Source organism: Bacillus thuringiensis (genome assembly GCF_022095615.2).
In the GTDB taxonomy this organism is placed as follows: Bacteria; Bacillota; Bacilli; order Bacillales; family Bacillaceae_G; genus Bacillus_A; species Bacillus_A cereus_AG.
Map to the genome: position 1 here is coordinate 393,374 of NZ_CP155559.1, position 14,765 is coordinate 408,138.

Sequence of the window (14,765 nt, forward strand, 5' to 3'; positions counted from 1 at the left end):
AGGAGTATTTATATGAACAAATTTAAAAACTTAATTTATGAGAAAAGAGAAGCTTTAAAAGTATTTAAAAAAATTAACGGATTTGCTAGGAAAACCGAAACCAACGAATTATGAATGGTGTAATATACAGGAAATCCTTTTATATGTTGTACAGCTAATGGAAAGTTATGCAGCGCAATATAGAGTGAGATTTCATTTGCAAGTAGATGGGAATCTACCGGTTATAAATAGTGATGATAAACAATTAAAACAAGTGTTATTAAATATTATTAAAAACGGAATAGAATCAATGCCAGAAGGTGGAGATATTCATATCTGTACATATCAAAAAACTGAAGGGCATTTATGTATTTCTGTTGAAGACCAAGGCTTTGGTTATAGAGAAGGAGAAGTTAGAGAAGATTGGAAAGGCTTTTTACACAACAAAGGAGAATGGTACGGGACTTGGATTAATGATTACATAGAAACTTATTAAGGAACATCAAGGAAGTATCGCAATTCAAAGTAATGTGGGAATAGGAACGAAAGTGGAGATTTTTTTACCAACAGTATCATGTGCTAGAGAAAATATTTTTCAGAAAAGTGTTCTTGTTGCGTAAATATAAACATTTTATAAAATGTTTCAAGAAGGGTTTTTTTTATAAAACACTTCGTTTATAATGGAGGAAAATATCGACATGAGATTTATTATTCATGTTACGGTTCGGTAGTAGGGGTGCACACGCATCCTTTTTTCTATGCAGATATGATGAAAGAGGTGGTATGATGGAATTAACATTAAATTCGACTGTACGTTTACACACGATTCAATTTCGAAAAGAGCAAAATAATTATATTGTAAAAGATACAATTACAGGAGAAAAATATGAAATGCCGCCACTTTGGATTGATGCATTGGCAATGATGCGTGACGGTTTTTCATTGGGGGAAATTGAGGAGAAATTAAAAGAAGAGTATCCGGTCGAAGAAATAAATATGTTAGCATTTACGAGGCAATTGTTAGAGCTAGAGCTTGTCGAAATGGTAGATGGGGAAGAAATAGCATGTACAAAGAAGAAAGAGAAAGATTATTTAGCTTGGTTACGTCCTCGTGTTGAGCAATTCTTTCTTAGTTTAAATAGAAAAAATAGAAGCAAAGGTCAATAAATGATCTTTGCTTTTTTGTATAGTTTGTTTAAAAAATTACAGCGAATGCCCTTGCAAAAGCACCGTCGCTATCTTTAATTTTTAAAGGTGCCGCTGAGAAAAAGAAACGTTTCGTATTAATGGCATCTAAGTTTGTTAAGTTTTCGATTAAATAAATATTATTCCCAAGTAGTATGTGATGAATCGGTGATGTTTCTGTTGTTACCTCATCAGGAGAGATGAAATCTAAACCGACAGATTTTACTTTTAATTGAACTAGTTCTTCAGCTAATTCTTCAGAAAGATAAAAAGCTTCTTTCTCATATGCTTCTGTGTTCCATTTAGTAGATAGATTGGAATGGAAAATGACAATATCCCCTTCTTTTATGTCAGCGTTGTGTAATACTTCTCTAGGTAGTTTTCGTTCTTTTACATGAGTTACATCAATAAGAACAGCGTCGCCTACAAATTGATTTAGGGGTAATTGATCAATAGTCGTTGCACCTGAAATGAAATGAGCAGGAGCATCACAATGTGTGCCAACATGAACAACAGAATGAAAGTCTGTAACTTGATAGCCTGCCTCTTCAACGCTTGTAATGGCTCCTAAATTGATTTTTGGTGTTCCAGGGAATTGGGACATGTTGTTTTCAAATGTTTGTGATAGGTCAATTACTTTCACTTTAAATACCTCCAATATATGTTTTGAAATAAAAAAACTCACCTTTCATAATCAAGAAAGATGAGTTTTGCACACAATAGTTACGTTTTATCTTTCAAAATGCAATGCATTTTGCAGGAATTAGCACCTATTCAGTTTTTATAAACTGAGGTTGCTGGGCGTCAAAGGGCCGGTCCCTCTGCCTCTCTTGATAAAGACATATTAAGTTTTTAGTTCTGAATATTCACTGTATTTAAATTGTAATTCATTTCCTTTTTTCGTGCAATACAAAATAGGTATTCACCCAAATAAAGTTGCTCGCATATTGTAGCTTATGTAAATAGAATGCTGCGAAGGAGTGAGTGCAGTGACAGGGAATGTATTGAATTATTATGCTGGTGGAAATACAGCTAGAGGGTTTCATAATTTATACGAAGAGAACTTAAAAGGACTAAACAGGTTATTTATTTTAAAGGGTGGTCCTGGAACCGGGAAATCTTCTTTAATTAAGGCAATAGGTCGCGAATGGGTTGAAAAAGGATATGATATTGAATTTTTACACTGTTCTTCTGATAACAAATCAGTTGATGGTGTAATTATTCCGAAGTTAAAAGTAGGAATTGTTGATGGAACATCACCGCATGTTATTGAACCGAAAATGCCAGGAGTTGTTGAGGAGTATATTAATTTAGGGGTTGCTTGGGACTCAGATAAATTAAGAAAGCATAAGGTGGAAATTGAACGATTTGTTTCAGAAGCAAGTAAAGCTTTTCAAACTGCTTACGCTTGTTTTAACGAGGCGCTAATTATACATGATGAGTGGGAGAAAATATATATTAATAATATTGATTTTAATAAAGCAAATGTACTAACCGATCAGCTGATTCAGAAGTTATTTACAGATAAAGGCGGGAAACAATCGCTTGTGAAACATCGTTTTTTAGGAGCAGCTACACCGAAAGGAGCAGTTGATTTTGTTCCTAATTTAACAGAAGGATTACCACATCGTTATTTTATAAAAGGACGCCCAGGCTCTGGGAAATCAACAATGCTCAAAAAATTAGCTAAGGCAGCAGAAGAAAAAGGATTTGAAGTTGAAGTATATCATTGTGGATTTGATCCGAATAGCCTTGATATGGTGATTGTAAGAGAATTAGGGTTTGCAATTTTTGATAGCACCGCACCACATGAATATTTTCCGAGCCGCGAAGGTGATGAGATTATAGATATGTATGCCCTTATCGTGACACCAGGGACAGATGAGAAGTATGCGACAGAAATTCGCGACGTGTCGATTCAATATAAAGCAAAAATGAATGAGGCGATGTCTTTCTTAGCGAAAGCGAAATCAGTTCGTGATAAATTAGAACGAATTTATATTGCTGCTATGGATTTTTCAAGAGTAGACGCATATAAAGAGGAGATTCAAAAAGAGTTTGAACGAATTGCGGTTAGTGTAACAGAAAAGAACAAGTAAAAAATAAGTTTTTTGGCAGGCTGTCGGGAGTTTTCTGACAGCTATTTTAGTATGTAGTAAACTTAGTGGTATATTTGTCGAATTTCCAAGGAAATAATCAAAAGATGGAGAGGGTATGAAATGAGAGAGAAAATTAGGTTGGAGTTAGAAAGAATTGAAAAAGAGAATGAAGTGAAAATTTTATTTGCAGTGGAATCAGGGAGTCGTGCTTGGGGCTTTCCATCGAAAGATAGTGATTATGATGTTAGATTCGTTTATATGCATCCGGTAGAATGGTATTTATCAATTCATGATAAACGAGATGTAATTGAGTATCCGATTAGTGATGATTTAGATATAAGCGGCTGGGATATTAAAAAAGCGTTACAACTATTCGCAAAGTCAAACCCAGCTTTACTTGAATGGATTCGATCACCGATTTTTTATTCGAAAAACTCTAATTTTCCAGAACAGCTTCAGCAAATGAGTGAAAAGCATTTTGATCCAAAAGCAACGATATATCATTACTTACATATGGCTTCAAAAAATTATCGTGAATTTTTGCAAGGTGAGAATGTAAAATTGAAAAAGTACTTTTATGTATTACGTCCTATTTTAGCTTGTAAGTGGTTAGAGGAGAAAACAACTCTGCCTCCTGTAGAATTCGATCGATTGATTACAGAATTATCATTAGAACGTAGTGTATTAGCTGAAATTGAACAGTTGTTAATAAAGAAAAAGGCAGGTACTGAATTAGATATTGGATTAAAAATTGAGGTGTTGAATCAATTTTTAGAAGATCAAATTCATTACTATCAGCAATATGTAAAAGGAATTGAAAAGGGATCAGGAATCGATATTGAGAGTTTAAATACATTGTTTCGAGATATGTTGTTTGCAGTATATGAAAAAGAGCACAAGTGAGTTTGTGCTCTTTTTCATTTTGTAGGAATAAAGAAAACAGATATAGCTGCGAGAAGACCTGCGAATGAGAATAAGTAAAAATTCCATGCTAAGTCATATTGCATTGTCATAATGATACCGACAAGAATAGGGCCAGCAATTGCACCAACTCGGCCGAGTCCAAGTCCCCAGCCTAAGGAAGTAGCTCGGATATGGGATGGGAAATATTGTGTTACATATGCATTTAATATTTGAGTAATACCGACTGATCCAATTCCAGCAAGACCGATTAAAAGATAAATGATTGTAACAGATGGTTTAATTGTTAATAGTCCAATACATATGGCTGCCATAAGATAGGAGATGCTAATAACAATTTTAGCTCCTATACGATCTGCGATTGCTCCAGCAAATAATGCCCCGATAGCGGCAGTAATATTTAGCATAAGTAAAAATGATAAACTAGATCCAAGAGGGTATCCTGCTTGGCGCATCATTTGAGGTAACCAAGTATTTAAACCGTATATTAAAAACATTCCCATTATATAAGTGATCCAAAAAAGCAGTGTTGCTTTTATGTATTCTTTTGAGAATAACGTAAGAAACCCATTTTTCTTTCGTATATTAGAGGGGGCTTGATGAGTTTCCTCTTTTGCATTAAATTCAATTTGGAAACGATTAAGAATTTGGTCCACTTCTTCTTGGCGATTACGTGATAATAAAAATTGAATGGATTCAGGTAAATAACGAATGATGAAAGGAATGAGGAGTAGCGGAACCATTCCGATGCCAAACATAATTCTCCATCCGAAATCTTCTAACATAAACATAGACAAAATAGCACCTAACACGATACCTAAAGGATAGCCAGTAAACATAAGAGCATAAATAAAAGATTGTCGCTTTTTGGGTGAATATTCAACAGTAAGTGCTGAAGCTGTTGGAATAACACCGCCTAATCCGATTCCTCCGATAAATCGAGATAAACCAAATAATTCAGGGGAAGGAGCAAGTGCAGCAAGACCCATTGTGATAGAAAAAAGTGCTAAACAGCATATAAGCGTCCATTTTCGCCCAATTAGATCTGTAATGGTTCCAACTAGAATAGCGCCAATAAACATCCCAAATAAAGCATAGCTAGCAATTGTACCAGCGTGTGCTGGTGAAAGTGCCCAACTTTTGTCTTCTAGGAGCTTTGGCAGAACGGCACCGTAAATACCTAAATCATATCCATCAGCTAGAATGGCTAGCCAACAAATAAAAACAACAAGTTTTGTAATAGAGCTTGAAAAGATAGTTTCTGTAGATTCTAGATGAGGTGGAGCTGAAGGTTGCATAGTATTCCCTCCTTTTATTTATAGATAAATATATTATTTCATTTGATGTTAATATTTCCCTTCTTATGTCGAAGTTTATCTGAAAAGGTTTTATAACAAATAAAGAAGTTCAACAGGAATCCTGTTGAACTTCTTTATTTGTTTACTCATTATTAACTCGTTTTAACGGTTGATCTGCTGGACCTTCCAGAACATCTCCCTCAATTGAAAAGCGGGAACCGTGGCAAGGGCAGTCCCAAGTACAATCGCCATTATTCCATTCAACTTCGCAGCCGAGATGTGTACAAGTTGTATCGACAATATGTAATTTTCCATCTTTGTCCTTATAAGCACCTGCTCGTTTCCCGTTAACATGCACGACAGATCCTTCACCAATTTCGAGGTCTTCTGGTTGACGTAATGCGGTTTCCATCTTTCCTTCAATTAAATGTTTCGCAACATCAATGTTCTGAGAGAGGAACGTTTTTATATCTGTATTTGCATGGAAGCGTGATGGTGCATACAGTTCTTTATATGGACTGTGGACTTTTAGAATGGAGTCCTTCAGTAAATGAGCGGCAGCAGTTCCAGTTGTCATTCCCCATTTACGATATCCAGTTGCAACAAATATATTTGGATTCCTTTCGTTAATATGTCCAATATAAGGAAGCTTATCTAGCGTAATTAAATCTTGTGCTGACCATCTATAGGGAACTTCATCTATTCCAAATGTTGCTTCCGCAAAAGAAAACAGAGCTTCATAATGAAGCATTGTATTTATTCCTTGTCCTGTTTTATGACTTTCTCCGCCAATTAAAATTAATTTTTCCCCATTGTTTGTTGTATAGCGTAAGGAGCGTTTTGGGTCATCAATACTTAAATACATGCCACCTGGATAATCTGTTTTTGCTTTGATTGCAAGAGCATAAGAGCGTTCAGCATACATTCGCGTAAAGAAAAAGCTATTTGCATCATAAAAAGGAAAATGCGAGCAAGAGACAACATATTTACAAGTGATGCGATGGCCCTCCTTTGTAATGACTTGTGGAGAATCCCCCTTTTCCACATCCATAGCTGTTGTTTGTTCGTAAACTTTTCCACCCATCTCCACAAACTTTTCTAGAAGTGTTTTCAAATAAAGGAGGGGATGGAATTGTGCTTGATTTTTCATGATAAGTGCAGATTGCACTGGAATCGGAATCGATAGAGATTGAACATAGTCACAAGGTATATTTAATTTTTGATAGGCTTCATATTCTTTCGATAAATTTCTTAATCCATTATCAGTAGTTGTATATAAATATGAATCTTCATTTGAGAAATTACAGTCGATTTTATATGTTTGCACAGTTTTATTAATAAATTTTAGAGCATGATTATTTGATTCATAGTAAAGCCCGGCCTTTTCCACACCGAAATGATTTATTAATTCGTCATAAATAAGATCATGTTGCGCTGTTACCTTTGCTGTTGTATGCCCAGTCGTTCCATTTAAAATAAGACCAGAATCAATTAACACAACATCGATGCCTTCTTTTGCAAGTAAATAGGCAGTAGTAATACCTGTAATACCAGCACCGATAACAGCAACTTTGGTCTTTATATTTTCGGATAAACGAGGGAAAGTAGGAAACTGAGTAGATTCAATCCAATAAGATAGTGGTAGTTGTGGAAATGTATCACTTGTCATTGTGGAAACCTCCTGATTTTAGAACAATTTTCCTTTTAATATTTCCATATTATATGAAATTCATGTGTGCTTTTTTAGAAGGAGTCTATTTTGTTAAAAGAAAGATAAAATTATTTTAATATAATTATTAAATATTGTCGGTATGAAGAGGTAGAGATTGTGTAAAGCTAGATTTAGGTGAGTGTATTTGTCATTTACACCGAGAATTCTTGAACAAGATAGAGTCTATAGCATGTCAAGGTACGTATATGCATAATGGGTGAAACCTTATAAAATCTATGTTTTTTCTTTAGTGAAATAGAGTATGATTATAAAAATATAACCAATTTTTATTACTAGGTCATAAAAGTTGTTGACAATATAGAAATTCTATTGATATGATTCATCATGTGGAAAGGTTGATAGAGAGTAAAAAGAGAAATGTTTTTCATTGATAATAAAAGCGAAAAAATAAGTGACGATAGAGTGAGTATATTTTCCTTATAATAGATGCTTTTTGAATCACCTAGTAAAATCAATCTGGAAGCAAGAATTGATATATGTAAGTTGCGCAAGGCGCGGCATAAGAAAGGGGCAAAAGGATGAAGGAGCTTCATACGTTTGGGTGGTATGCAGCACGTGTATCACCACATTTGCCGAAAAAAGCGTTTAAACCAGTTCCTACTCGTTTATTTGGTGGACTGGCTTATTTGCTTGTGGCATTGGCGGGGTTAATATCGATTGGTGTATTTGAATTGAATGTGTGGGCGAATCTAGGAATTGCGATTGTTCTTGGATTATGTTTTGCTTCACTTGGGTTTTTAGGACATGAAATTTTACATGGAACTGTTGTAAGAAAGGCATGGCTACGTGATTTTTTAGGCGCGATTGCATTTATGCCATTATCAACAGGCCCTAAACTTTGGAGAAAGTGGCATAATGCAACGCATCATGTTCATACGCAACATGAAGAGAATGATCCAGATGCATGGCCGACACTTGAGAAACTGAAAAAGAGTAAGTTTTTAAGCTGGGTATATCGCATGCCTCTTCATGTTCGTTCATTCTTTAGTTTTCTGTCACTAACCATTCAATTTACGTTACATTCGACTCGAATGTTCTTTCATTTTATAAAGGAATTTAAGTCATCCAATCAAAAATCTGTATGGCTTCAACTTCTTTTGCCTTGGACTGTTTGGATTAGTCTATTGTTTATTATGGGACCTGGAAAATGGTTATTTGCATATGTAATTCCGTTGTTAATTGCTAACTTTATTGTAATGGCATATATCGCAACAAATCACCGCTTAAATCCAATTGTTCCAGTAAATGATCCGTTAGCAAACTGTTTATCAGTAACAGTGCCGCGCTGGGTAGACGTTTTACATTTCAATTTCTCATATCATACAGAACACCATTTGTTCCCTGCTATGAGCTCTAAATACTATCCGTTAGTAAAAGAGAAAATTAAAGAAATGTGGCCGGAACGCTATCATGAGATGCCAATGACAAAAGCTTTGGCAGCGCTATGGAATACACCACGTGTGTATTATCAAGGAAGTGAATTAGTAGATCCGCATAGAGAGCATTTCTATGGATCTTTAGGGAATGGACTAGATCCGCATAATATTTCATATCGTGAGGATCATATAGAGGAAGAAGAGAGTATTAAAAAAATAAATCAGTAAACATAGATATATGTTGCAGTAAAAAAGCAAGCCATCTTAGGCTTGCTTTTTCTTATAAAGAGACTTCTTTTTTATTCTTTGCCCTAACTTGAACTGAATTTGTTTCTTTTCTTTGTAATCGTTTCTCTAAAAGATTAACAAAATAAGTAAATAGAAGAACAAGTACGAGGTAATATAGACCAACGATTATGTATGTTTCTAATTGTTGGAAGTTACTTGCAGCAATTGATAAACCTGATCCCCATAATTCGGACAATCCTACATATGCAACGAGGGAGGAGTCCTTTAATCCAATAATAAACTGATTTCCTAAAGGAGGAAGAGATTGACGAAATGCTTGCGGTAATACGATACGGCGCATCGCTAAAGGATACGGCATACCTAGAGAGCGAGCAGCTTCCAATTGTCCACGGTCGACAGATTGGATGGATCCACGGAAAATTTCAGTAATATATGCACCGTTATGGATTGCTAAAGCAATTGCTCCTGCCCAAAAAGGAGTGAAAACAATAATAGATGTAATACCGAAATAAAGAATGGCGATTTGAACAATTAAAGGTGTACCACGAATAATAGCGATGTATACATGAGCAATACTATTTAGAATTTTATTGTTAGAGATTCGAAAAAAAGCGAATAGTAATCCAATTAGTGAACCGAGTAATAGGGATGTTAGTGTTAATTGTAATGTTATAATAGTAGCCTTTAAGAGTGTGGGATAAGTAGACATAAAAATTTCAAACATATGTGTCACCTCATATTGTATGGATTTTGGTAGGGAATGAAATACCCCACTAATTATTAACCCATACTAATTGGGAGTTTTACTGCCCATAAATAGCGGGATAAAAAGTGGGGCATAATTCATGAAACATTTGACTAGCTAATTTACTTCGTTTTTTCTTCTTCACCAAGAATATTACGCCCAAACCATTTTTTACTGATCTTTTCATACGTACCATCTTTAATGATTTCATCTAAAGCTTTATTTACTTTCTCAACCATTTCCTTATCATCTTTACGAATAGCAATTCCCATTTCATCAAGGTTTAATGGTTTTCCAGCTTCTTTTATATTCGATTTACCTTCTTTGATCATGCGTAACCCAACCATTTGATCTGTGATTACTGCGTCAATACGTCCAGGCTCTAAGTCCATAAGGGCAGTAATATCGCTATCGTATTCTGTAATTTGATCTGTGTGTTTTGCAACAAGGTCTTTAAAAGTACTAGCTTTTACAACACCAATTTTCTTACCTTTCAAATCTTCTGGAGAAGAGATTGATGTATTCTTTTTAGCCACAAAAATTTGGGCACCAGAACGGTAATAAGGATTTGAGAAATTAACAGCTTTTAAGCGTTCTTCTGTAATTGCCATACTACCCAATATTGCATCATATTTTTTCGCTTTGAGACCTTGGATTAGCGTTTCCCACGGATTTGTAATAGGAGTGGGTTTCATATTCATTTTTTTCGCAAGTGCCTCACCTATTTCTACATCAAAACCAGCAAGCTTTCCGTCATTTTCTTTGTAGTTAAAAGGTTTATATAAGCCACTCATTGCATAACGAAATTCTTTTTCACCATTAGAAGAAGTAGTAGCACTTTCCTTGCTACAGGCTCCTAGTATGAAGGATGTACATAATGTAATACTAGCAACAATGGTTAATAATTTTCTTTTCATAAAACCCCTCCTATATATTGATCATACGGATGGTTTTAAGTATGTTATTGAGATATTTTATTTAGATGATTAGTTGTGCACCGTATGAATGTATTTCTTTTCGTTTGAAACAGAAGTTACATTTATAAAACGTTGCGTAAAAATTGTTTTGCTCGTTCATGTGATGGGGCTGAAAAGAATTGCGCTGGCGGAGCGTCCTCTACAATCTTTCCACCATCCATAAAAATGACGCGATCAGCTACATCTCTTGCGAAATTCATTTCATGAGTAACAATAACCATGGTCATTCCATCTTCAGCAAGTTCTTTCATAACTTGCAATACTTCTCCAACAAGTTCAGGGTCTAAGGCTGAGGTAGGTTCATCAAATAGCATAATTTTAGGATTCATAGCAAGAGCTCTTGCTATGGCAATGCGCTGTTTTTGACCACCTGAAAGGAGGTGTGGAGTTACATCTGCTTTATCTTGTAGGCCGACTTTTTGCAAAAGCTGATTTCCAATCTCCTTTGCGTTTGCCGTTTCTAATTTTTTTACATGAATAGGTGCTTCTATGATGTTTTCTAGTGAGGTCATATGGGGAAAGAGGTTAAAGTGCTGAAAAACCATACCGACATTTTCACGGACTTTGTTTAAATTTGAATGCTTTGGATCAATTCGTTCACCTTGTAAGTGAATTTCACCTTCATCGTACATTTCTAAAAAGTTAAGACAGCGAAGTAATGTACTTTTACCGGAACCACTGGCACCAATTAAAACAACAACTTCTTTTTCTTTTACTTCTAAATCAATTCCTTTTAAAACATCAAGTGAGCCGAATGATTTTACTAGATTTCGAACCTGAATCATACAAAACCCCCAGTCAAAAATATATTTTACAAATGTTGCCCCTTATTTCTGTTATTAGCCATAAATTGTCAGAATCCTTTATTTTTTTGGGAGGACAGTTCATATATAAGTAAATCTGAATGTATAATTCAAATAGAAAAACCCCCTAAATTAGGTGGTTTTTTTATATACTTACAAGTTTTTAATTTTAAATTGAGTTGCGAACGCTTCTAATTCTTCAACAAATTTTTGCATTTGAAGAGACATATTTGTAATATCCTGTACTGATACCGATTGGGCTTGTGAAGATTGGGAAGTATAATTAGTCTCAGAAACTATATTTTGTGAAATTGAAGAGATATTAATAAGTGCGCTATTTATCTCTTCTGAGCTTGCTGACATTTCTTCTGCACTTGCTGTAATATCTTGTATTTGATCTGTAACTTCATTAATATGATTCACAATATTATGGAATGCTAATTTTGCATTTTGAACGGCATGAATGCCTTCTTGAATTTCTTGTTGGCCTTTCCCCATAACGTTGACTACATCTTTTGTATCATCTTGTACGAGTAAGTTTAGTTTTGTTATATCTGTAGCGGCTTGTTTGGATTGTTCAGCAAGCTTACGAACCTCTTCGGACACGACTGCAAATCCTTTTCCGTGTTCACCGGCGCGAGCAGATTCAATTGCAGCGTTTAAAGATAATAGATTTGTTTGTTCAGAAATGTAAGTAATAGTTTGTAATGCTTTATCGATATCTTGTGTACGAACAACTAATTGATCTACCACTTTATATATTTCATCCATGACAGTATGGATAGTTGTCATTTGAGAAATAGATTTCTCAATGATTTCGCTTCCTACATTCGCCTTATCAGAAGTAGAGATAGCTAAGTTTGAGATCGTTGTAGAAGATTCAGCTATGCTTTGCACGCCATTTGCTATTTCATCCATTGCTGTAGAACTATCTTTAATATTTGCAGATTGATCATTAATATGGTGAGACAACTGTTTCATTGTATTTGCAATGTTATCCATAGTAGAAGAGGAGACAGTTGCTGTTTCAACAATGTGATTTGTAGAGCCTTTTACTTTTGCACTTGTTTGAATCACATTGTTAATAATTTGCTGTAAATTTAATATCATTTGATCAAAACTATTAAACATATGACCAAATTCATGATGATATTGTTTTGGTACAGCAACGGTTAAGTCTCCTTTTCCAGCTGTATTCATTATGCTCCGTAATGAATTGATTGGATTAATAATAGATTTAGCAGTAAATAAGGAGATAAGAATGCAAAGAACTAAACATGCAATGAATAAAATAATTGTTACGCTGATCACTTTTTTATAAGAGTGCTCGCTGTCGTTGTACACACTTTCAGCTAACTTTTCGTTATAATCACTAAGATTTTTTAAAGCACCTACTGTAGCCGATAAATTAGGTTCAACTGTAGTTAGGTAAAATGAATATGCTTGATTAAATTTATTCTCTTTAATGAGATCAAGCATTTGAACCCGATGCTTTTTATAGTTTTCTAGTTTTTCTTTAAATTGGCTAAAGAGCTTTTTTTCTTTGCCTGTTATGTATGTATTTTCGTATTGGGCTTGTAATTTTTCGGTTTCTTTATTTGTATCATTTAATTTATTTAAAATTGTAGTGCGTCGATTTTCATCTTCAGTAATAATGAGTTCCTTTACATAACTAAACTCTTGGTACATGCTGCTCTCAATAGAGCCTAGCCATTTAATGGGTAGTAGACGATCCACATATACTGTTTGAATTTGTTTGTGCATGTGTTGTAAATTTATATAATTTACAACACTAATAACTAATATGGAAAGAATCGGTACTGCCACTAACAATATCAATCTGTTTATAACGTTTAAACGATTTAAAATTTTTAACATAGAATCACCTAACCTTAAATTATTTAGTTGAATATATAATTGGCATCCAAATAAAAGTATACATTATTTTCATTTATATACTGAAAAAGTAATGTAATGAATATGTAAATAAAAAAATAAAAATCGATATATCTTTCTATAAGGAAAATATGGATAATAATATATAGATAGTATGTATATTACTTATGAGGAGGAATGAGAAATGGAAAAGGAGAAGAAAACTTTTTCCTTTGGTTTACGTACACAACTTATGCTATTTACTACAGTTTTAGCTTTTATTACATATTCAACAAGCATATTTTTTATTTACGTGATATACGATTATTTTCAAAGTTATGTAAGTCAAACTGTCTATAATATTATCGTTATGTTATTAGGTGTAGTATGGTCTGGGATTTTAGCATATGGAGCAGCAAACTTTTTAATTAAACCACTTCGGAAATTGGAGGAGGCTGCAAGGAAGGCTGCCGATGGTGATATTCGTGAAGATGTCCCATTACCAAAAACAGATGATGAGATTAAATCTTTAAGTGTTGCATTTAATATGATGCTAGGGAACTTAAGAGGTATGGTAAAAAATATTGATACTACATTTTCGTATACAAATAATCAAGTTCAGCAAATTAGAAAGCAAACAGGGGAAGCGACAAAACAAGCGCGAGGTGTTTCTGAAACTCTTGCAGAGATTTCTTCTGGCGCTGAGCAATCAGCTGCTTCCATTCAGGCAATTGTTTCTACCGTTGATACAACAACTTCTATTGCGAGTGAAGTAGAAGAAAAAGCAAAGCAGTCTGACGAGTTGTCTTTAGAAATGGTTCAAGCTTTAGGGCAAAGTACACGTGTCTTTACTTCTTTAATTCAAGGTATTCAAACATTGGCAAAAGAAAATGAAGATTCGATGCAAAATGTACAGAAGTTAGAAGAACGAATGAAACAAGTAGAACATATTGTTTCTGTTGTGAGTGAGATTGCTAGTCAAACGAATTTATTAGCACTGAATGCTTCTATTGAGGCAGCTCGTGCTGGAGAGCATGGAAGGGGATTTGCGGTTGTTGCGGAAGAAGTACGGAAACTTGCCGATGAAAGTGATCATTCTGCAAGAAACATATCGCAGTTATTACGAAATATGCAAGATGAAGTGCAACAAGTCGCATTGAAAATGACAGAGCAAGTGAAAATAGCTAAAGAAGAGGCAGAACGTGGGGCAGCTACGGAATTAATTTTAAAAGAAATGTCATCAAGTGTTATGGAAGTAGCCGATGCAACGAAGCAAATTAGTAGCTATATGAACGAACAAGTGAGTCACATTCATCAAACAGGGGCACAGACGAAGGCTGTAGCAGCAATTGCTGAGGAAACATCAGCTGGTTCACAAGAAGTGGCACGTGTGACGTTGCAACAATCTAAAAATATGGTAGTAATCGATCAATTGTTAAAGGATTTAGAGAAGCAAGCAGCGGACTTGAAACAAACAATTGAACGATTTTCAATGTAAAAAGGAAGAACAGCATGCTGTTCTTCCT

At 34.6% G+C, this 14,765-nt stretch carries 12 protein-coding genes, 2 pseudogenes and 1 riboswitch; of the genes and pseudogenes, 7 read left to right on the forward strand and 7 right to left on the reverse strand.

The genetic code is table 11. From position 1 onward, the window contains the following. Positions 1 to 82: 82 nt before the first annotated feature. Positions 83 to 599: pseudogene (locus KZZ19_RS02070) on the forward strand (ATP-binding protein); the annotation flags it as partial. 166 nt (positions 600 to 765) lie between these two features. Then, the gene (locus KZZ19_RS02075) at positions 766 to 1,146 is read left to right on the forward strand and encodes a hypothetical protein (protein WP_237981957.1); all 381 of its coding nucleotides are present in this window, start codon (positions 766 to 768) and stop codon (positions 1,144 to 1,146) included. A gap of 28 nt (positions 1,147 to 1,174) precedes the next feature. Here KZZ19_RS02075 and KZZ19_RS02080 read toward each other — a convergent pair whose 3' ends face one another. Then, positions 1,175 to 1,807 carry a cyclase family protein gene (locus KZZ19_RS02080; protein ID WP_237981958.1) on the reverse strand — a complete coding sequence of 211 codons (633 nt, stop codon included), beginning with the start codon at positions 1,805 to 1,807 and terminating at the stop codon, positions 1,175 to 1,177. Between the two features lie 84 nt (positions 1,808 to 1,891). Further along, positions 1,892 to 2,004: riboswitch (SAM riboswitch) on the reverse strand. 149 nt (positions 2,005 to 2,153) lie between these two features. Here KZZ19_RS02080 and KZZ19_RS02085 point away from each other — a divergent pair. Both KZZ19_RS02085 and KZZ19_RS02090 read left to right on the forward strand, forming a co-directional pair. Beyond that, positions 2,154 to 3,263: a PRK06851 family protein gene (locus tag KZZ19_RS02085; RefSeq protein ID WP_237981959.1), complete on the forward strand. Its 1,110-nt coding sequence runs from the start codon at positions 2,154 to 2,156 to the stop codon at positions 3,261 to 3,263. A 120-nt stretch (positions 3,264 to 3,383) separates the two neighbouring features. Next, positions 3,384 to 4,166, forward strand: a complete 783-nt coding sequence (locus KZZ19_RS02090) for a nucleotidyltransferase domain-containing protein (protein WP_237981960.1) — start codon at positions 3,384 to 3,386, stop codon at positions 4,164 to 4,166. A gap of 14 nt (positions 4,167 to 4,180) precedes the next feature. On the opposite strand, the gene KZZ19_RS02095 is transcribed toward KZZ19_RS02090, so the two are convergent. Next, positions 4,181 to 5,482, reverse strand: coding sequence for an MFS transporter (locus KZZ19_RS02095; protein WP_237981961.1), 1,302 nt, complete (start codon positions 5,480 to 5,482; stop codon positions 4,181 to 4,183). 142 nt (positions 5,483 to 5,624) lie between these two features. Then, positions 5,625 to 7,151: an FAD-dependent oxidoreductase gene (locus KZZ19_RS02100; protein ID WP_237981962.1), complete on the reverse strand. Its 1,527-nt coding sequence runs from the start codon at positions 7,149 to 7,151 to the stop codon at positions 5,625 to 5,627. Between the two features lie 581 nt (positions 7,152 to 7,732). Here KZZ19_RS02100 and KZZ19_RS02105 point away from each other — a divergent pair. After that, positions 7,733 to 8,818, forward strand: coding sequence for a fatty acid desaturase family protein (locus KZZ19_RS02105; protein WP_000661222.1), 1,086 nt, complete (start codon positions 7,733 to 7,735; stop codon positions 8,816 to 8,818). A gap of 52 nt (positions 8,819 to 8,870) precedes the next feature. Here the strand turns inward: KZZ19_RS02105 and KZZ19_RS02110 are convergent, their stop codons facing one another. From KZZ19_RS02110 to KZZ19_RS02125, 4 genes are all read right to left on the reverse strand, one after another. Then, positions 8,871 to 9,563 (reverse strand): amino acid ABC transporter permease, encoded by a 693-nt coding sequence (locus KZZ19_RS02110; RefSeq protein ID WP_088094973.1) that lies wholly within the window; start codon positions 9,561 to 9,563, stop codon positions 8,871 to 8,873. A 143-nt stretch (positions 9,564 to 9,706) separates the two neighbouring features. After that, positions 9,707 to 10,501: an ABC transporter substrate-binding protein gene (locus tag KZZ19_RS02115; protein WP_088094974.1), complete on the reverse strand. Its 795-nt coding sequence runs from the start codon at positions 10,499 to 10,501 to the stop codon at positions 9,707 to 9,709. 122 nt (positions 10,502 to 10,623) lie between these two features. Then, positions 10,624 to 11,346 carry an amino acid ABC transporter ATP-binding protein gene (locus tag KZZ19_RS02120; protein ID WP_237981963.1) on the reverse strand — a complete coding sequence of 241 codons (723 nt, stop codon included), beginning with the start codon at positions 11,344 to 11,346 and terminating at the stop codon, positions 10,624 to 10,626. 171 nt (positions 11,347 to 11,517) lie between these two features. Continuing rightward, positions 11,518 to 13,242 carry a methyl-accepting chemotaxis protein gene (locus KZZ19_RS02125; RefSeq protein ID WP_088094976.1) on the reverse strand — a complete coding sequence of 575 codons (1,725 nt, stop codon included), beginning with the start codon at positions 13,240 to 13,242 and terminating at the stop codon, positions 11,518 to 11,520. 367 nt (positions 13,243 to 13,609) lie between these two features. Here KZZ19_RS02125 and KZZ19_RS31130 point away from each other — a divergent pair. Together KZZ19_RS31130 and KZZ19_RS02130 are read left to right on the forward strand one after the other, a co-directional pair. After that, positions 13,610 to 13,795 (forward strand): annotated as a pseudogene (locus KZZ19_RS31130) (HAMP domain-containing protein); the annotation flags it as partial. A 15-nt stretch (positions 13,796 to 13,810) separates the two neighbouring features. Continuing rightward, entirely contained in the window at positions 13,811 to 14,737 is a 927-nt protein-coding gene (locus tag KZZ19_RS02130; RefSeq protein WP_423779779.1) for a methyl-accepting chemotaxis protein, read from the forward strand. Positions 14,738 to 14,765 lie beyond the last annotated feature (28 nt).

Excerpts from the sequence above, each read along its gene's own strand:
- KZZ19_RS02130 (WP_423779779.1), top strand. The coding sequence starts at position 13,811 with ATGGTAAAAAATATTGATACTACATTTTCGTATACAAATAATCAAGTT.
- KZZ19_RS02105 (WP_000661222.1), top strand. The coding sequence starts at position 7,733 with ATGAAGGAGCTTCATACGTTTGGGTGGTATGCAGCACGTGTATCACCA.
- KZZ19_RS02075 (WP_237981957.1), top strand. The coding sequence starts at position 766 with ATGGAATTAACATTAAATTCGACTGTACGTTTACACACGATTCAATTT.
- KZZ19_RS02120 (WP_237981963.1), bottom strand. The coding sequence starts at position 11,346 with ATGATTCAGGTTCGAAATCTAGTAAAATCATTCGGCTCACTTGATGTT.
- KZZ19_RS02125 (WP_088094976.1), bottom strand. The coding sequence starts at position 13,242 with ATGTTAAAAATTTTAAATCGTTTAAACGTTATAAACAGATTGATATTG.
- KZZ19_RS02090 (WP_237981960.1), top strand. The coding sequence starts at position 3,384 with ATGAGAGAGAAAATTAGGTTGGAGTTAGAAAGAATTGAAAAAGAGAAT.
- KZZ19_RS02115 (WP_088094974.1), bottom strand. The coding sequence starts at position 10,501 with ATGAAAAGAAAATTATTAACCATTGTTGCTAGTATTACATTATGTACA.
- KZZ19_RS02095 (WP_237981961.1), bottom strand. The coding sequence starts at position 5,482 with ATGCAACCTTCAGCTCCACCTCATCTAGAATCTACAGAAACTATCTTT.
- KZZ19_RS02110 (WP_088094973.1), bottom strand. The coding sequence starts at position 9,563 with ATGTTTGAAATTTTTATGTCTACTTATCCCACACTCTTAAAGGCTACT.
- KZZ19_RS02100 (WP_237981962.1), bottom strand. The coding sequence starts at position 7,151 with ATGACAAGTGATACATTTCCACAACTACCACTATCTTATTGGATTGAA.